The organism is Halobellus sp. H-GB7, from assembly GCF_030848585.1.
Classification (GTDB): Archaea; Halobacteriota; Halobacteria; order Halobacteriales; family Haloferacaceae; genus Haloquadratum; species Haloquadratum inordinatus.
Map to the genome: position 1 here is coordinate 20,925 of NZ_JAVDDW010000013.1, position 17,497 is coordinate 38,421.

Annotated in this window: 20 protein-coding genes; 2 read left to right on the forward strand and 18 right to left on the reverse strand. The window is 67.5% G+C overall.

Features of this window, described 5'->3' with window-relative positions:
- Positions 1-3: 3 nt before the first annotated feature.
- The 16 genes from RBH22_RS16065 to RBH22_RS16140 all read right to left on the reverse strand — a co-directional run bounded on the left by RBH22_RS16065 (position 4) and on the right by RBH22_RS16140 (position 15,820).
- Positions 4-1,221, reverse strand: coding sequence for a [LysW]-lysine hydrolase (locus RBH22_RS16065; RefSeq protein ID WP_306678213.1), 1,218 nt, complete (start codon positions 1,219-1,221; stop codon positions 4-6).
- The gene (locus RBH22_RS16070) at positions 1,218-2,357 is read right to left on the reverse strand and encodes an acetylornithine/succinylornithine family transaminase (RefSeq protein WP_306678215.1); all 1,140 of its coding nucleotides are present in this window, start codon (positions 2,355-2,357) and stop codon (positions 1,218-1,220) included. The genes RBH22_RS16065 and RBH22_RS16070 overlap by 4 nt, the downstream gene beginning before the upstream one ends.
- The gene (locus RBH22_RS16075) at positions 2,354-3,346 is read right to left on the reverse strand and encodes an acetylglutamate/acetylaminoadipate kinase (protein ID WP_306678217.1); all 993 of its coding nucleotides are present in this window, start codon (positions 3,344-3,346) and stop codon (positions 2,354-2,356) included. The genes RBH22_RS16070 and RBH22_RS16075 overlap by 4 nt, the downstream gene beginning before the upstream one ends.
- Positions 3,347-3,348: 2 nt before the next feature.
- Positions 3,349-4,413 carry an N-acetyl-gamma-glutamyl-phosphate reductase gene (gene argC, locus RBH22_RS16080; protein WP_306678219.1) on the reverse strand — a complete coding sequence of 355 codons (1,065 nt, stop codon included), beginning with the start codon at positions 4,411-4,413 and terminating at the stop codon, positions 3,349-3,351.
- A complete protein-coding gene (gene lysX, locus RBH22_RS16085; protein WP_256288520.1) occupies positions 4,410-5,276 on the reverse strand; it encodes a lysine biosynthesis protein LysX in 867 nt (288 codons plus the stop codon). Before lysX ends, argC begins: the two co-directional genes overlap by 4 nt.
- 1 nt (position 5,277) lies before the next feature.
- Positions 5,278-5,457: a lysine biosynthesis protein LysW gene (gene lysW / locus RBH22_RS16090; RefSeq protein ID WP_256288519.1), complete on the reverse strand. Its 180-nt coding sequence runs from the start codon at positions 5,455-5,457 to the stop codon at positions 5,278-5,280.
- Between the two features lie 204 nt (positions 5,458-5,661).
- The gene (gene argH / locus RBH22_RS16095; RefSeq protein ID WP_256288518.1) at positions 5,662-7,149 is read right to left on the reverse strand and encodes an argininosuccinate lyase; all 1,488 of its coding nucleotides are present in this window, start codon (positions 7,147-7,149) and stop codon (positions 5,662-5,664) included.
- 3 nt (positions 7,150-7,152) lie between these two features.
- Positions 7,153-8,364, reverse strand: a complete 1,212-nt coding sequence (locus RBH22_RS16100; RefSeq protein WP_256288517.1) for an argininosuccinate synthase — start codon at positions 8,362-8,364, stop codon at positions 7,153-7,155.
- 137 nt (positions 8,365-8,501) lie between these two features.
- Positions 8,502-8,633, reverse strand: a complete 132-nt coding sequence (locus RBH22_RS16105; RefSeq protein WP_306678224.1) for a hypothetical protein — start codon at positions 8,631-8,633, stop codon at positions 8,502-8,504.
- Positions 8,634-8,696: 63 nt separating this feature from the next.
- Positions 8,697-9,413 (reverse strand): DUF429 domain-containing protein, encoded by a 717-nt coding sequence (locus RBH22_RS16110; RefSeq protein ID WP_306678226.1) that lies wholly within the window; start codon positions 9,411-9,413, stop codon positions 8,697-8,699.
- 51 nt (positions 9,414-9,464) lie between these two features.
- On the reverse strand, positions 9,465-10,700 hold the full coding sequence (locus tag RBH22_RS16115) for a cation:proton antiporter (protein ID WP_306678228.1): 1,236 nt from the start codon (positions 10,698-10,700) through the stop codon (positions 9,465-9,467).
- A complete protein-coding gene (locus tag RBH22_RS16120) occupies positions 10,700-11,185 on the reverse strand; it encodes a TrkA C-terminal domain-containing protein (protein ID WP_306678230.1) in 486 nt (161 codons plus the stop codon). The genes RBH22_RS16115 and RBH22_RS16120 overlap by 1 nt, the downstream gene beginning before the upstream one ends.
- A gap of 86 nt (positions 11,186-11,271) precedes the next feature.
- Positions 11,272-11,919, reverse strand: a complete 648-nt coding sequence (locus RBH22_RS16125; protein WP_306678232.1) for a dolichol kinase — start codon at positions 11,917-11,919, stop codon at positions 11,272-11,274.
- A 3-nt stretch (positions 11,920-11,922) separates the two neighbouring features.
- Positions 11,923-13,722, reverse strand: coding sequence for a glycine--tRNA ligase (glyS, locus tag RBH22_RS16130; protein ID WP_256546149.1), 1,800 nt, complete (start codon positions 13,720-13,722; stop codon positions 11,923-11,925).
- A complete protein-coding gene (locus RBH22_RS16135) occupies positions 13,722-14,567 on the reverse strand; it encodes a CBS domain-containing protein (protein WP_256546150.1) in 846 nt (281 codons plus the stop codon). Before RBH22_RS16135 ends, glyS begins: the two co-directional genes overlap by 1 nt.
- 83 nt (positions 14,568-14,650) lie before the next feature.
- Entirely contained in the window at positions 14,651-15,820 is a 1,170-nt protein-coding gene (locus RBH22_RS16140; RefSeq protein WP_306678235.1) for an alpha-hydroxy-acid oxidizing protein, read from the reverse strand.
- A 256-nt stretch (positions 15,821-16,076) separates the two neighbouring features.
- Here RBH22_RS16140 and RBH22_RS16145 point away from each other — a divergent pair, with 256 nt between their 5' ends.
- On the forward strand, positions 16,077-16,247 hold the full coding sequence (locus RBH22_RS16145; RefSeq protein ID WP_199723005.1) for a hypothetical protein: 171 nt from the start codon (positions 16,077-16,079) through the stop codon (positions 16,245-16,247).
- 73 nt (positions 16,248-16,320) lie between these two features.
- Here the strand turns inward: RBH22_RS16145 and RBH22_RS16150 are convergent, their stop codons facing one another.
- Both RBH22_RS16150 and RBH22_RS16155 read right to left on the reverse strand, forming a co-directional pair.
- Positions 16,321-16,518, reverse strand: coding sequence for a helix-turn-helix transcriptional regulator (locus RBH22_RS16150; protein ID WP_256288508.1), 198 nt, complete (start codon positions 16,516-16,518; stop codon positions 16,321-16,323).
- Complete coding sequence (locus tag RBH22_RS16155; RefSeq protein WP_306678238.1) at positions 16,515-16,922, reverse strand: hypothetical protein; 408 nt, start codon at positions 16,920-16,922, stop codon at positions 16,515-16,517. Before RBH22_RS16155 ends, RBH22_RS16150 begins: the two co-directional genes overlap by 4 nt.
- Before the next feature lie 155 nt (positions 16,923-17,077).
- On the opposite strand from RBH22_RS16155, the gene RBH22_RS16160 reads away from it, so the two are divergent.
- Entirely contained in the window at positions 17,078-17,497 is a 420-nt protein-coding gene (locus RBH22_RS16160) for a PPC domain-containing DNA-binding protein (RefSeq protein ID WP_121568792.1), read from the forward strand.

Genomic DNA, 17,497 nt, shown 5'->3' on the forward strand with positions numbered 1-17,497 from the left:
TCGTCACTCCATAAGGCGCTCGCAGACGTCCACGAGGACGTCGATCGAGCTATCGTACTCCGCGAGGTCGAGGTGTTCGTTCGGCGCGTGATCCAGGTCGGAGTCGCCGGGGCCGTAGGTCGCCATCGGACAGTCCCACGTGCCGGCGAAGATGTTCATATCGCTGGTCCCGGTCTTCCGGAGCAGCCGGGGTTCACCGCCGGCCTGCCGGATCGCGACGCGGAACGCGCGGGCGACCTCTGTCCGCGGACTCGTCATCACCGGCGGGATCGGTTTCTCCCAGTGGACGCTTCCGCGGTCGAGTTCTCCCTCCGCGACCTCCCGAATGTCGTCGATAGAGTACTTCGGTGGAACGCGGAACTGCACGTCGACGGTCGACTCGACGGCGAGGCCGTCCTCGGTGGGGCCGCCGTCGAAACGGACCGGCTTCGTCGTCACGGTGTCGAAGACGCCGTCGGACTCGTCCTCGTCGAAGAAGTCCGCGACGCTCGACCACCAGTTCACCGCCGACTGGATGGCGTTGTCTTCGGGGCGCGAGGAGTGGCCGAGTTCGCTGGTCGAGACGTACGTGCCCGAGAGGAAGCCGCGGTAGCCGAGCGTGATTCCGTCCCAGCCCGACGGTTCACCGTTGATGACCGCCTCGGGCTGGTCGCGGTTCTCCACGAGGTGCCACGCGCCGCGGGAACTGGTCTCCTCGCCGACGACGCCGACGAAGGAGACGCCGGTTTCGACGGCCGCGACGGCCATCGAGGCGAGCGGCCCCGTCGCGTCGACGCTACCGCGACCCCAGAGCACGCCGTTTTCGATCTTGACCGGGACGTCGCCCGGGACGGTGTCGATGTGCGAGGTCAAAAGCACCGAGTCGTCGGCGGGCGCGCGGACGTTGCCGATCTCGTCGATCCAGACGTCGCGGTCGTGCGCCTCGAAGAACGCCTTCAGGCGCCGAGCCGCAGCTTCTTCTTCGCCGGACGGTGAGGGGATCGAGACCAGGTCGGCCAGGAGCGCCTGGGCCTCGGTCAGCCCGTCGGTGAGGTTCTCTTCGACCTCGAAGACGTCGTGGTCGGGGACGAACGACGCCTCCGCAGACAGTTCGGCGTCGAGTTCGGCCGCGGCCTCGGTGGCCTCCTCGGGGTCGAGTTCGTGCGCCTCCTCGGTTTCGATGCCGCCCTCGCCGTCGGCTGCGACGTCCTCGCTCTCGTCGGCGTCGAGTTCGGCGCTCATCCGAGCACCTCCACGAAGGAGTCGACGAACTGGTCTGCGTGGGACTCGTCGACGACGAGCGGCGGCAGGAGGCGGACGACCGTCCGACCGGCCGGGAGCGCGAGCACCTGCTCCTGGATCGCGAGGTTCTTCAGCACGCGGTTGGCCCCGCGTTTCACCTGGACGCCGATCATCAATCCGAGGCCGCGAACCTCGCGGACGGGCAGGTCGTGTTCTTCGGTCGCAGCCCGCAGTTCGCTCTGCAGGTACTCGCCGACCTGTGCGGCGTGGCCGGGGACGTCCTCCTCGACGATGGTGTCGAGCGTGGCGTTGGCGGCCGCACAGACCACCGGGCCGCCGGAGAACGTCGAGCCGTGGTTGCCGGGGTCCTCGGCGATCCAGTCTTTCACGAGCGTCGCGCCCAGCGGCAGGCCGTTGGCGATACCTTTCGCCGAGGTGAGGATGTCGGGTTCGACGCCGACGCCCTCGCAAGCCCACAGGTCGCCGGTGCGGCCGACGCCAGTCTGGATCTCGTCGAAGACGAGCGCCGCGCCGGCCTCGTCTGTCACCTCGCGGGCGCGTTCGAGGTACTCAGTAGCGGCGGGGTGGATGCCACCTTCGCCCTGCACCGGTTCGAGGAAGAGCGCGGCGGTCTTCTCGTCGACCGCCTCAGCGAGCGCGTCGGCGTCGCCGTAGGGGACGAACTCCACGTCGCCCGCCAGCGGCTCGAAGGGCTTCTTGTACTTGTCCTTCCAGGTCATTGCGAGCGCGCCCATCGTCCGGCCGTGGAAGCCGCGCTTGGTCGCGACGATCTTCGAGCGGCCGGTGGCCGAGCGGGTGAACTTCATCGCCGCCTCGTTGGCCTCTGTCCCGGAGTTACAGAGCCAGACGTTGTCGATGTCGCCGGGTGCGAGCGTCGCCAACTTCTGATAGAGTTCCGTCCGGACTTCGACCGGATACGACGCCTGCACGTAGGTCAGCCGCGCGGCCTGCTCTTGGACCGCCTCCGTGACGGCCGGATGGGAGTGACCAAGCGCGGCGACGGCGTAAGAGGCCCCGAAGTCGAGGTACTCGGTGCCGTCGGGGCTGTAGAGGTACGCGCCCTCGCCGGACTCGATCTGGATCGGCTTCTCCGAGAAGACGAAGCCGCCAGTCATTGTGCCACCTCCGCGTCGTCGCTCGCGACGGCGCTCGCGTCGATGTGCGTGCCGCCGCCGGCGAGCGCCGAGAGGATCGGCTCGTCGGCGTTGGCGTCCGCGACGATGACTGTCACGGCGCCGCCGTCGAGGGCTTCTTTCGCCGCCATCACTTTCTTCGTCATAAATCCTTCCGCAGCGTCTTTCAGCGCGTCGAACTCAGCGGGTGTCGCCACCGACTCGATGAGCGTCGACGCGTCGTCGGGGTCGGCGTAGATGCCTTCGACGTCCGTGAGGACGACTAATTCGGCGCCGAGCGCGCCGGCGACCGCCGCGGCAGCGCGGTCGGCGTCGGCGTTGACCGCGACGCCGTCGTCGGCTAGCATCGGGACGGTGACGACTGGCGTGTAGCCGTCCTGCAGGAGCGTTTCGAGCAGGCCGGCGTTCACGCCGGTGATCTTCCCCGAGTGGTCGCCGCGCTTGATCTTCTTCTTGCCGTCTTCGATCACGCGGACGGCCGACTTGCGCGGACCGGTCAGGAGGCCGCCGTCGACACCCGAGAGACCGAGCGCGTCGACGCCGGCGTCGCGGAGGGTGACGGTGAGGTCGGTGTTGAGTTTGCCGGGCATCACCATCGAGAACACCTCCATCGTGCGCTCGTCGGTGAAGCGACCGACGACACCGCTCGGCGTCTCGACGTAGGTGGGCTCTTCGCCCAGTTCTTCGAGCGTGTCGTCGACGGCGGTCGAGCCGCCGTGGACGACGACGACCTGGCGGTCGTCTTCGACGAGGGCCGCGACGTCCGCAACTGCGCCGGCGGGGTCGACGGCGCGTGCGCCACCGACCTTCACGACGACCGGCGGACGGGCCTCGCTCCGGCCGCCGTCAGTTCGGAGCGGTCGCTCGGCGGCCGACTCGTGGGAGCCACGAGCGGACCCGCGCGTGTCGCGGGCGTCCGGCGTCTGGCGCGCGTCGCGTGTGTCGTCGTGTGTGTGGTCTTCGTTCGTCATCGTCAGGGTGCTCCGACGGGGTGGAGGCCGGTGAACTCCAGACCGGCGGTCTCCTCGATCCCGAGGGCGATGTTCGCCGCGTGGACGGCCTGGCCGGCCGAGCCTTTCATCATATTGTCGATCGCCGAGAAGACGACCAGCCGGCGGTTTCCGGGGTCGACCTCGAAGCCGACTTCGCCGTAATTGGTCCCGGCGACCGCCTTCGGTTCCGGATAGCGGTAGACGCCGCCACCGCCGGCGACGGTCCGCATAAACGGCTCCTCGGCGTAGGCGTCGCGGTAGGCGCTCCAGAGGTCGCCCTTCGAGACGGGCTCGTTCGGGAACAGGTGACAGGTCGCGCTCGCGCCGCGGGTCATATCCACGGCGTGAACGGTGAACGACACCGAGAGGCCGAGAAACTGCTCGATCTCGGCCTCGTGACGGTGGCCGGTCGGCGCGTACGGGCGGACGATGCCCGAGCGCTCGGGGTGACTGGAGGCGTCGCCGCCGCCGGCGCCACCTTCCGAGGAGCCGACCTTCACGTCGACGACCGCCTGTTCGTCGCCCGCGAGGATGCCGGCGTCGAAGAGCGGCTTCAGGCCGAGGATCGTCGCCGTGGCGTTGCAGCCGCCGGAGGCGATCAGTTCGGCGCCGGGGAGGTTCTCGCGGTTGATCTCCGGCAGCGCGTACTCCGCGTCGTCGAGGTACTCGGGACAGACGTGGCCGTCGTACCACTCGTCGTACTGTTCCTCCGTGTCGAGGCGGAAGTCCGCCGAGAGGTCGACGACGGTGTCGGCGGCGTCGCGGAACGCGTCGATGTGCTCCATCGAGACGCCGTGTGGCGTCGCCGCGAAGAGCACGTCCACGGATTCGAGGTCCTCCGGCGAGGTGAACCGAAGATCCATCTCGCGGAGGTTCGGGTGGACGTGGCCGACGGTCTTGCGCTCTTTCGAACGGCTCGTCGCCTGCACGACGTCGAACTCGGGGTGCTGATAGAGCAAGCGGAGCAGTTCGCCGCCGGTGAAGCCCGAGCCGCCGACGACGGCGGCCGTGTAGTCGGGGTCTGCGTCAGTCGCGTCAGCGTTCATACGCTCGCCTCGGTTTCCGTCGCTACCTTGTTTTCGATCCAGTCGACGACCTGTGCGGGCACGTCGACGTCGACGGCGTCGTTGAGCGCCTTGAACTCGACGGTGTGGTTGACCTCGTGGACGGTGTAGTCCTCGCCCGTCTCCATCAGGTCGACGCCGAGCAGGCCGCCGCCGACGGCGTCGGAGGCGGCCGCAACGAGTTCGCGGGCGCGGTCGTCGAGGTCGAACGCCTCGACCTCTCCGCCCTTCGCGGCGTTGGTCAGCCAGTGGTCCGACGAGCGGGTCATCGCGGCGATCGGTTCGCCGTCGACGGCCAGCACGCGGATGTCGCGGCCGGGCTTCTCGACGAACTCCTGGACGTAGAACACCTTGTGCTCGTAGTGACCGAGCGTCGCCTTGTGTTCGAGGATGGCTTCGGCGGCCGACCGGGAGTCGACCTTCGCCATCAGGCGTCCCCACGACCCGATGACGGGCTTCAGCACGCAGGGGTAGCCGAACTTCTCGATCGTCTCCAAGGCGCTGTCGGTGGTGAACGCGACTTCGGTGTTCGGCGTCGGGACCCCGGCTCGTTCCAGCGCGAGGCTGTTTTTCACCTTGTCCGCGCAGACGTCCGCGGTGTGTGCGGAGTTGACGACGGGGACGTCGTAGGCGTCGAGGAACTGCGTGGTGTAGATACTCCGGCTGGTCGCCAGACAGCGGTCGACGACGATGTCGACGCCGTCGAGCGACGCCGGCGGTTCGGAGATGTTGAACTGCTCTTTCCGGACGTCGATCTTCTCTATCTCGTGTCCGCGCTCGCGAAGCTCCGAGAGGAGGAGCTTCTCGTCTCGCCGGATCCGGGAGTAGAGCAGCCCAACCTTCATTTCACTCGCCCCAGTCCTCTTCGAGCTCGGGGGCTTCTTCGAGTGTTACGGGATCGACCGAGACGACTTCCAGCTCCGCGCCGGTCGCGGGGCTGTCGACGATCTCGCCGACTTCGACGTCGGCGGGAATCTCGATCTCCTCTCCGGTGAGCGGATCTTCTGCGGTGATGGTCTCTGCCATACTCGTCGGTGGGCGAGGAAGAGCCTTAAACCCATCGAAAGTATCGAATAAATTAACTAAGCAGCGAAACCACTAACGGCGTGGAACAGTCGATCAGTCCGCCCGTGTGAAATCTATGTCTGATTTCATATGTTATCGTCCCCGTGAGGGGACCGTCGCGGCGAGCGTCGCAGATGGGGGCCGGGGACCCGCCAGTCGCCTGGCTCACACATAGTGGGCCACCTCCGTCTGGAGCGTCTCCGTGGCGTCCTCAAGCGCGTCGCCGCGCTCTTCGAGTGCTGTCTGGTCGGCATCGATTCCGGCCTCGGACCCGTCGAGCTGTGACGCCACCGCTTCGGGTGCCGGCCCGCCGACGGAGTCGCGGCTCGCGACGCTCTGGACGGGATCCAGCGCCGCTTCGACGCGCTCGCGGCTCACGTACTCGAACAGGGACTCGCCGAGCACGTCCGCTGCGACCGCGTCAAGTGTTGCGAGGTCGGGCGTCTCGCCGTCGGCGCGCTCTGCGGCCGCGGCGAGCACCTCGTGGGCGGTGCGGAACGGGACGCCGGCCATCGCGAGCGCGTCCGCTACGCCCGTGGCCGTCGAGAAGCCCGCGCCGGCCTCGGCTTCGAGCGTCTCGGCGGGCCACTCGGCAGTGGCGACCGCGCCGGCGGCGACGGCTGTCGCTTCGGAGACGGCGTCGACCGTCTCCCAGGCGTGCGGCGTCGCGCGCTGGAGGTCGCGGTTGTACGCCCGCGGGAGCCCCTTCAGCGTCGTCAAGAGACCCGTGAGGCCGCCGACGGCGTCGCCCGCGACCGCGCGCACCAGTTCTAAGGTGTCGGGGTTGACCTTCTGGGGCATAATCGAGGACGTCGAGGAGTACTCGTCGGCCAGGTCGACGAACCCCTTGTTCGCGAAGATCACCAGATCCTCCGCGAGGCCCGATACGGTGGTCGCGTGCGTCGCGAGCGCCGCCGTCGTCTCCGCGAGGAAATCTCTCCCCGCCGACGCGTCCATCGAGTTCTCGACGACGCCGTCGAAGCCGAGCAGGTCCGCCGTGCGCTCGCGGTCGACGTCGAACGGCGTGCCGGCGAACGCCGCCGCGCCGAGCGGCGAGCGGTTCGTCCGGTCGTAGGCGTCGAGCAGGCGCGCAGTGTCGCGGGCGATCGCCGACTCGTAGGAGAGCAGGAAGTGCGCGACCGTCGTCGGCTGTGCGGGCTGGAGGTGCGTGTAGCCGGGCATCACGGTGTCGACGTGCGCCGCGGCGGTCTCGACGAGCGCCTCGCGGAGCGCGATCGTCGCCTCGATAGCGTCGAGGAGGTCCGCACGCAGGCGGTAGCGGATGCAGGTTGCGACCTCGTCGTTCCGACTGCGGGCGGTGTGCATCTTCCCGCCGTCGGGGCCGACGCGGTCGACGACGGCCGTCTCGATCGCCTCGTGAACGTCCTCGCCGTCGGGGAGCGCGCCGTGGCCCGCCGACTCGACGTCGTCGAGCGCGGCGAGGATCTCGCCGGCGACGTCGTCGCCGATGATCTCCTGCTCGGCCAGCATCACCGCGTGCGCGCGGTCGACAGCGAGGTCCGCCGCGAAGATGCGCTCGTCGGCCGCGAGGCTGGACATAAAGCCGCGGGCGGGGCCGCCGCTGAAGCGGTCGCGCCGGACGACGCCCGAGGCGTCTGTGTCGCCGTCTCCCGTCTCCTCCGCGCCTGTCATTGTCTATTCGGAGTCGTTCTTCTTCGCCTTCGCAGCGGCCGTCGCGGCGTTCGCGAGGCGGGACTGGAAGCCGTGGTACTTCGCGACGCCGGTGGCGTCCTTCTGGGTGATGTCGCCGACGCCGGAGGTGTTGAACGAGGCGGCGTCCTCGGAGTAGGCGGCGTACTCGGACTCGCGGGCGACCGGGCGGGCCTGTCCGCCCTGGAACTTGATCGTCACCGTGCCGGTGACGCGCTCTTGCGTCTCGTCGATGAAGCCTTCGAGCGCGCCGACGAGCGGGTGGTCGACGAGGCCCTCGTAGCCCTTCTGGGCCCATTCGTTGTCGATGCTGCGCTTGAAGTCGCGCTCGTCTTTCGTGAGAACGAGCTGTTCGAGCGCCTCGTGGGCGGTGAGCAGCGTCGTCGCGGCCGGGTGCTCGTAGTTCTCGCGGACCTTCAGGCCGAGCATCCGGTCTTCCATCATATCCGTGCGGCCGACGCCGTGTTTACCGGCCTGCTCGTTGAGCGTGCGGATGAGTTCCGTCGGGGAGAGTTCCTCGCCGTCGAGCGCGACGGGATAGCCGTCCTCGAAGGTGATCTCGACGAGTTCGGTCTCGGTGGCGTTCGCGGGGTCGTCGGTCCACTCGTAGATGTCTTCCGGCGGGACGTGGGCGGGGTCTTCCAGCTGTCCGCCCTCGACGGAGCGGCTCCAGAGGTTCGTGTCGATCGACCAGATGCCGGAGTTGCCGGACTGGACGGGCAGGTCGTGTTCCTCGGCGTACTCCTGCTCCCACTCGCGGGTGAGTTCGAGTTCGCGGATCGGCGCGACGACGTCGAGGTCGGAGGCGCGCCAGACGGCCTCGAAACGGAGCTGGTCGTTACCTTTGCCGGTGCAGCCGTGTGCGAGTGCGTCACAACCCTCGGCCTCGGCGACGTCGAGAATCTCGTTGGCGATGACCGGGCGCGCAAGCGCCGTGCCGAGCGGGTAGCCCTGATACGTCGCGTTCGCGCGAACCGAGTCGAAACAGAGGTCCGCGAACTCCTCTTTGGCGTCGACGACGTGCAGGTCGAGTCCGTGCGCGTCGGCGGTCTCCTGTGCCTCCTCGAACTCCGATTCCGGCTGTCCGACGTCGACGGTGACGCCGACGACCTCGTCGTAGCCGTACTCCTCTTGGAGGAGTGAAACGCATACTGTGGTGTCGAGTCCGCCGGAGAACGCGAGTGCCACGCTTGTCATATACATCCGAGTCCGGCTCTCTCCCGTATAAATTACACGGTTTGAGTGTTAGAAATTAAATCGTAGAGATGCCTATAGAGACGCTGGTCGCTTTTCAGTTGAGTTCGCTGCAACGTGGAGGTGAGGTAATAGTGGGCCTAGCAGGCCCGTCGTCGCGGTCGTCGCGCGGCGTCGGCGGTCTCGACGGGGAACGCGGAGAAAAGCGTCGAGACGGCCGCAGTATCGACTCTCGATTGGACGCGAGCGGTCGGCAGCGAGAGCCGCGTCATTGTAACACCACACCAATCCCGCCGCACTAAACGTTTTCGGGACAGGTCTGTGACTGGAGCGGCTCAGACCACCTCGAACGGCGGGTAGTAGATCCGCGGTTCGTCGGCGTCGGGGTCCGCGGGGACCGTCGTCAGCGGGCCGCCCGCCACAGCCTTTCCCGCCGCCGCAACGGCGAGCACCATCGAATCGAGGAGGTCGTCGCGGCCGGCGTCACTCAGCGGATAGTCCTCTCGCGCCTGCTCGTATGCGTCTTCCGCGCCGTCGAGCGCGTCGGCGAGAAGCGACCGCCGGAGGCGACGTCCGCGCGCTGAGGACTTGGCGTACGCGATCGGTTGCCTGTTCAGCGCGGCAAAGCAGAGCTCTGGGTGGGCCTCGCGGATCCGCCCGTCGTAGTCGTCGCCGACGACGCTCGCAACCTCCCGGATCTTCGCGCCGATGTAGAACGCCTGCCGTGAGAGCCCGTGGCCGACGTCGTCGCGGTGGGTCTCACTCGCGGTCTCGTAGTCGTCACAGTCGATCGCGGCCGCGCTGGGTGGGTAGAACACAGAGATCCCACGGCAGCCGAGCAGGTTGCTGGCGTCCTCGTCGCAGCGGCGCCGACTCGTCGTCGGCAGGCCGATCGGGATGTCGACGAGAATTCGCTCGGCGTCCGCATACGTGTCGGCGACCGCCGCGAAATCTCGATGCGTCTCGATTCGTGCGTCGTCGCGGTCGAGCACCGTCGCGACCCAGCCAGCGAGGCAGGCGTCGACGCCGACGACGGGCGAGCGTGCAGCCATTTACCGACTGCTCTCGCGCCGGTGACGAAAGCCTGCTGGCAAAAATAGGCGTCAGAAGTCAGCGTGCGGCCAGGCGCGTTCGATCAGTCCTGCGACGGCGTCGGAGCGCTGCATCAGCACTGTCCCGAGCGCGCTCATCACGAGCACGTAGCCGACGGCGAGCGCGGGGATCGTCTCCTGCATCACCGGCGTCGACCCGCCGGCAGCGAGGGCGGCGATGACGAGCGAGAACTCCCCGCGCGGCACTAGCCCGAGGCCGGTCCGGAGCGAGCGCCGCCTCGAAAGCTCGTACGCGCGGCCGCCCAGATAGCCCGAGAAGACTTTCGAGGGCGTCGTCAGCAGGATCGCCGCCGCGAGCGGGACGGCGACGCCGCCGAGCAGTCGGGGATCGGTCCCGACGCCGATCCAGAAGAAGAAGACGGCCGCGAAGACGTCCCGAACGGGCGTGAGTTGGCGCTCGATACGCTCGCGGTGCCCGCTGGTCGAGAATCCCATCCCGACGAAGAAGGCCGCGACGGCCTCGCTCACACCCAGCGCCAGCGCGAGGCCGGCGACGGGGACGACCACGGCGAGTGCCCGAATCACGAACGCTTCGTTCTCGGAGACGTCGAGGACCCGGACGAAGAACCCGGTTCCGTACTGCACGACGACTAGCAGGAGCCCGAGAAAGCCGAAGGCGACGACGAGCGAACGGCCGACGCCGCCCAGCCCGCCGACCGCTTCAGTGCCAGCCCCGGTCGCGACCGCGCCGCCCGAGCCGCCGAGGACCAGCGAGGTGACGACGGCGAGATACACGGCGATGAACAGGTCCTCGAAGACGAGCGTTCCGAGGACCGGCTCGGCCTCCTCGTTGGCGATCCACCCGAGGTCGATCAGCGTCTTCGTCACGATGGCCGACGAGGAGATGTAGACGATCCCGCCGAGCAGCAGCGCCTCGACGAACGACCAGCCGAGTGCGAGGCCGATCGCGACGCCCAGCGGGAGGTTCACGACGACGTCGATTAGGCCCGCACGAGTGATCTTCGTGCGCGCGGCCAGCAGGCGCCCGAGGCTGAACTCCAAGCCGAGAAAGAACAGGAGGAGAACGATCCCGATCTCCGCGAGGACGGTCAGCAGTTCGCCGTTCGGCACGTACGGCAGGCCGACGCGACCGGCGACGAAGGGGCCGGCGAGCATCCCGCCGACGACGTACAGCGGGATGACCGAGAGGCCGGTGCGGAGCGCTACCGCGCCCGCGACCGCGAGGACGACGAACACCTCCCCGAGTTCGAGCAGCCCGGCAGCCATTATTCGCCCGTGACGCGCGCCTCGAACGCGTCGCAGTTCTCTCGCGTGCCCACGATCACGAGCGTGTCACCCGCGCGGACTGTCGTCTCGCCGCCCGGCGAGGGGATGACCTCATCGGCGCGCTCGATGGCGACGACGGACGCCCCCGTCTCCTGCCGGAGGTTCGAATCGCCGAGCGTCCGGTCGACGATCGGCGAGTCCGCGCCAACTTCGACCCACTCCAAGAGCGTGTCGCCGCCGAGCAGCGTCTCGATGCTCTCAGAGCGGACAGGCTGAAAGTACGCGCCCTCCAGAATCGTGCCGATCTGTCGGGCTAACTGATCCGAGAGCTCGAAGAGCTTCTCGGAGTCGCTCTCGGGCGTCGGCCGCAGAAACACCTCGCGCCGCCCCTCGTTGTGGGTCACGACGACGAGCTGTGAGCCGTCCGGGAGGTCGATCTCGTGTTTCTTGCCGACGCCGGGGAGGTCGCTCTCGTAGACGGTCACGGTACGCGATTCGGCGGCTGTGTACAAAAATCGTCGTGGGAAGTAGCCATACGGTCGGTGAGGTGCCCGTCCCGCAGGGCCGTCGGTCAGGCGAAGACCGGTGTGGCCCCGGCGACAGCCAAGAGTGCGCCGGCAGCGACGGCCGCGACCGGCGGAATCGAGAGGTTGTCGTCGACGACGTAGCCGGCGATCACCGGCTTGAATCCGTCCGCGACGGTCGCCCCGAGCGCGGCCGCCACGGCTGCCGCACCGCCGACCGCGACGCCCGCGACCGGGACGAGAAACGGAACCGAAACGAGCAGGCAGACCGCGAACATCGCCCCGAGCGTCCGCAGTCGCTTCGGTTCACCGGCCTCTCTAGTCGTCCCGAGCAGCCCCGAAACGGGGTCGCCGACCGTCAGCATCAGCGTCGCCGGGACGCCGATGTGCGGCGCGAATACGAGCACCACGGCGGTGACGCTGAACATATACAGCGCGTACCCCGCGACGTTCGTCTGCTCGTAGGAGCGAGTGAGTTCGTCGTAGACCGCCCAGTCGAGACCGACCACGAGTCGGAAGAACTCCAGCACGGCCGCGGTCACAGAACAGAGGATCATCACGAGGCCGAACTGCGACCACGACACGAATCCGAGTATGTAGAGCAGCGGGAGGCCGGTCCCGCTCGCGTGGACGAGACGGCGCTTTAGCTCGCTCGCCGACGGACGAGGGAGCGATTCGACGGGCGATGCGGACACCGTCTACGCGTCCGCGCCCGGCGCGACGAGTTCGTACGCCTCGACGAGGTCGTCGAAGGTCCGCTCGCCGCTCTCGACGGTCCGGAGTTCCGCGACGAGGTCGTCGATCGGGACGCGGATCTGCCGGGCAGTGTCGCGCTCGCGGATGGTGACGCTGTCGGGACCCTCTCCTTCGAGGCCGTCGCGGTCGACGGTGACGCAGAAGGGCGTCCCGACCTCGTCCTGGCGTCGGTAGCGCCGGCCGATACTGCCGGAGTCGTCGTAGACGACGCTGAAGCCGGATTCCCGCAGGTCGTCGACGATCGCCTGTGACCGGTCGACGAGTTCCTCGACGTTCGAGACGAGCGGGAAGACGCCGACGTCCGTCGGCGCGACCGTCGGCGACAGCGAGAGGTACGAGCGCGTCTCGCCGTCGACCTCGTCCTCGTTGTAGGCGTGCGCCAAGAGCGTGTAGACGGTCCGGTCGACGCCGAAGGAGGGCTCGATGACGTGCGGCGTGATGTGCTCGCCCGAGACCGTCTGCTCCTCGACGCGGAAGTTCGCCACGTCGGCGTCGACGGTCTTCGTCTCGCCGCCGACCGTGACCGACACCTCCTCGTCTTCGAACGCCGAGGGGTCGCGTTCGGCCAACTCTTCGAGCGCCGACTGCACGTCGGCGGCGGCCCCGCCGAACTCCGGCCCGAGGACGCTCATATCCGGTTCGACGACCGCGCGCTCGACCGTCTTCGGCTCGTCGAACTGCCGGAAGATGGTGAAGTCGTCGTCGCTGTGTTCGCCGTGCTTCGAGAGGTCGTAGTCGCCCCGGTAGGCGAAGCCGGCGATCTCGATCCAGTCGCCGTCGACCTCGCTCTCGGCGTCCCAGCAGTCCGCCGCGTAGTGGGCGCGCTCGCCCGCGAGGTGCTGACGGAACCGGAAGCGGTCCATATCGACGCCGACGCGCTCGTACCACTCCTGGGCGATCCCGACGAAGTAGCCGATCCACGGGTCGCCGATGATCTCCTCGTCGACCGCCTCGCCGACGGTCGTCTCGACGTACTCGCCGTCGTCGGCCTGCTGTTCGGTCGCCGGGTACAGCGTCACCTCGACGTCTTCGACCGAACTGAGGTCGGGTTCGTCGCGCTCGGGGTCGACGAACTGCTCCAGTTCGGCCTGCGTGAACTCCCGCGTGCGGACGATGCTCTTCCGCGGTGAGATCTCGTTGCGGTACGCCCGGCCGATCTGCGTCGCGCCGAACGGCAGGCTGTTTCGCGCGTACTCCTTGATGCGCGGGAACTCGACGAAGATGCCCTGCGCCGTCTCCGGTCGGAGGTAGCCCGGGGTCGAGGAGCCGGGGCCGATGTTCGTCTCGAACATCAGGTTGAAATCCTCGACGGGCTCGCCCGCGAGGTGCGCGCCGCAGTTCGGACACTGGAGGTCGTGCTCCTCGATCAGCGCCTCGACCTCCGCGATCGGCAGCGACTCGGCGTCTTCGATGTCGGTCTCGTCTTCGATCAGGTGGTCCGCGCGGTGGGACTCGCCGCACTCGGGGCACTCGACGAGCATATCGTCGAAGCCGTCGAGGTGGCCCGACGCCTCGAAGACGGGCTCGGGCATAATCGTCGGCGCCTCGATCTCGAAGTTACCCTCCTGGACGGTGAAGCGGTCGCGCCAGGCGTCTTCGACGTTCGACTTCAGCGCCGCGCCCTGCGGACCGAACGTGTAGAACCCCGCCGCGCCGCCGTACGCGCCGCTCGCGCCGAAGAAGTAGCCGCGGCGCTTGGCCAGTTCGGCGAGTCGCTCGCCTTCGGTCTGCTCCTCGCTCATCACAGTGCCTCCAGGAGGTCGATGTCGCGAACGATGCCGACGAGTTCGTCGCCCGCGACGAGGGGGATCTGTTCGATGTCCTCGGTGATCATCGCTTGTGCGATCTCGACGCCGGGCTTGCGCGTCGAGACGGTCACGAGGTCCTCAGACATAAAGGTCGAGACCGGCTCGGTCGGCAGCTCGACGTTCCGCGTCGGGATGTAGCGCTTGCCGATGGCTTTGATACCTTCCCACATCCACTCGTCGTCCTGGCCGGCGACCGAGTCGCCGGTGTCGTCTTCGCCCTCGACGACGCGGGCGACCTCGATGATGTCGACTTCGGTGAGGATGCCGTTCATCCGTCCCTCGTCGTCGAGACAGACCGCGTAGGGGACGTTCGCGTAGAAGATCTCGCGCTCGGCGACCGGGAGCGGCGTCCCGTCGTAGGTCGTGTTCACGTCCTCGGTCGCGACGTCGCCGGCGGTCGCCTCCAGTTCGACCTCGCCGCGGGCGATGGCGTGGACGACGTCGGTGACGGTGAAGATGCCTTCGAGTTCGCCGTCGACGACGGGGACGCGCCGGGTTCCGGCGTCGATCATCAGATGCGCCGCGTCCACGACGCTCGTGTCGGCGGTGACCGTCGGGACGTCCCGCATCAAGACCGCGAGCTGGTCCTCGTCGGGGCGTTCGATCAGTTCCTCGCGAGAGACGAGTCCGCGGTACTCTTCGCCGTCGTCGGTCTGCTTGACCACCGGCACCGAGGAGAAGCCGCGCTCTTGGATGTACTCCAACACGTCATCGCGAGTCCCCGGAAGTTCGACAGTAACAACGTCCTCACGGGGAGTCATCGCGTCGGCAACGTTCATACGGCGCTTTACTGTGCCACACCTCTTGTACTCTTTGAAGGCCTGTCCGGAAGCGCCCACGCGCTGACCGCTCGCACACAGTCTCAGTCGGCCAGTACCGACTCGTCGACGTCCGCGACGTCGTCGTGGCCGACGAGCCCCAGCCCCAGGTCCAGATCGGCGAGGAAGTTCTCACAGACGGTGCGGACGCCGTCGGCCCCGTCGAGAGCCAATCCGTACACGAACGGGCGGCCGAGCAAGACGGCGTCAGCGCCGAGCGCGAGCGCCTTCAGCGCGTCCGCACCGCGTCGGATCCCGCTGTCGAACAGAACATCGACCTCGTCGCCGACGGCGTCGGAGACCGCCGACAGTTGTTCGATGGCTGCGACCGCACCGTCGACCTGGCGGCCGCCGTGGTTCGAGACGACGACGCCGGCTGCACCTGCCTCGACCGCTCGCTCGGCGTCCGCGGGATGGAGAATGCCTTTCGGCACGACAGGGAGATCGCTGTACTCACAGAGCCACGCGAAGTCGTCCCAGGTGAGCGAGGGATCGCTGAACACCTCCAGGAATTCGTTGACGGCCGCGACCGGATTCTCCTCGACGTCGCCGTCGACGCGCGACTGGAACGTCGGATCCGAGAAGTAGTTCGCGACGCCATCGCGGTCGAGGAAGGGGAGGTAGCCGCGCTGCATATCCCGCTCGCGCCAGGCGAGCATCGGCGTGTCGAGCGTGACGACGAGCGCCTCGTAGCCGGCTTCCGTCGCCCGATCGACGAAGCTCTTCACGAGGTCGCGGTCCGCGCTCCAGTACAGTTGGAACCACCCGGGCGCGTCGCCGAGTTCCTCGCGGATGCCCTCCATCGTCGTCGACGCCGCCGAACTGGAGATCATCCCCAGACCCAACTCGCGGGCGGCGCGGGCACTCGCCCGCTCGCCGTCCTCGTGGATGATCGACTGGACGCCGACCGGCGCGAGCATCACGGGGTGGTTCAGTTCGGTGCCGCAGACCGTCGTCGAGAGGTCCCGCTCGCTCACGTCCCGGAGCATCCGAGGGAGCAAGCGGTACTGGCGGAACGCTTCGCGGTTCCGGTCGACGGTGTCCTCGCCGCCCGCGCCGCCGGCAACGTAGTCGTACGCTTCGTCGGAGAGCGCCTCCAGTGCGGCAGCCTCCAGATCATCGAACGACATCGGGATGTCCGGCGTGTCTGCGGTCTCCGAGAACAGTTGCGCCTGGCGACGCGGCCCGGGTTGGGACGGGAGTTCGTCAGTCATACTTGCTGCGTGTTGGCATATCTGTATATAATTTACCTGATGGTTGTTAGGTGTCCGCACACTACCACACGCTCCGTAGTGTCGAGTTGCTTGGTAAGTCCTATCATACCAATCGGAGCCGGAGTACCATTCGTCGACCCTCGAGCGGTAGATGTGCATTATCGTGCTCTTTCAGACCGAAAAATATACACATCCGTGGATTCCGTCACGACACCGATCCGACGGGTTTATGTATGGATGAGACACACTCACAAACATGACGCCGAATGCGACGGCCGCAGCGTCCGACGCGTCGCGCGCCGAGGTGATGGCCTCGGTGGACTCCACTCCCGCTCAATCGGAGTTCATTATCGCGGACATTTCCCGCGATGATGCGTGGCTTTCGATGCGAGTATCGGAGGCGCCGTCGCTCGACGAGTGGGCCTGACAGGCCACTTCGCAGTCGCAGTAGCTTTCAGCGCTTTTTCGCAATCGGGCCGGTCGAGAGCGACAGTCCCGCGTCACTCGTCGGCAGGGTCGAAGACGTCCTCGATGCGACATTCGAAATAGCCGGCGAGCGCGAACGCGAGTTCGAGTGACGGGTCGTAGCGCCCGCGTTCGACGGCGTTTATCGTCTGGCGAGTGACGCCGACTGCCTCGGCCAGTTCGGCCTGGCTGATTCCCGCGCGCTCGCGCCGCTCGGGGAGGTCGTTTTTCATACGCGCCGCCGAGCGACGAGCAGGAGGACGCCGTACGCACCGTAGACGACCGGAACGGTCAGAGCAATTGGCGTCAGCCACGTCGGCCAGGTGGTATATCCGAGAGCCACGAGGGCCGTCAGCGTCGGGAAGAAAACCGCTGAGGCCCACCCGAAGAGCGCGAGCGTCCACCCGGCGGCGCGCTCGTGGGTCCGCTCGTCGCGCTCGTCGAACAGCGTGCCCGCGTAGCTCACCCGGAGGTACCCCGCCGCACCGAGGAACGCGACGAACCCGACGACCCCGAGGAGCGGCCGGTCCAGAGCGATGAGCACGCCCAGCGCGAGTCCCGATAGTCCCGAGAGGACACCGTGTGCACGTCGATACGACCGTTCCGAAGCAGCGGTTGTCGACATCGTCTCTGTCATCGTGATCACGCGAGCTGTGTAAAGCTCGCTTTACAGTAAAGGATGCTTTACACTGATACCTAAATATACCGGTCGGCGAGCGCCGGGTGTCGGCAGCGCCGAGGGCGGATGCGAACACAGTGAGGTTTTTGTCCGCGTCTCCCGAGCAACGGAGTATGCACTACCGCGAGGTCGATGCGAGCCGGGAGTTCCTGCTTCGGCTCGAGACGGGAGCCGACTGGCGCACCGAGATCGAGGAGTTCGCCGCCCTCGAAGAGATCGACGCCGCGTGGTTTCAGGCGATGGGCGCCGTTCAGGACGCCGAGGTGTGGTTCTACGATCAAGAAGACAAAGAGTACCACTCGGTAACGTTCGACGAACCGCTGGAAGTGGCAGCCTGCGTCGGCAACGTCTCTTACCTCGACGGCGAGCGCTTCGCACACACCCACGCCGTCCTCTCGCGGCCCTCCGGGCAGTCGCTCGCGGGGCACCTCAACGCCGCGACGGTCTTCGCCGGCGAGGTGTACCTCCGGGCGTTCGAGGAGGGACTCGAACGGGAGCACCACGAACTGACTGATCTGGACCTCTGGCTGTAG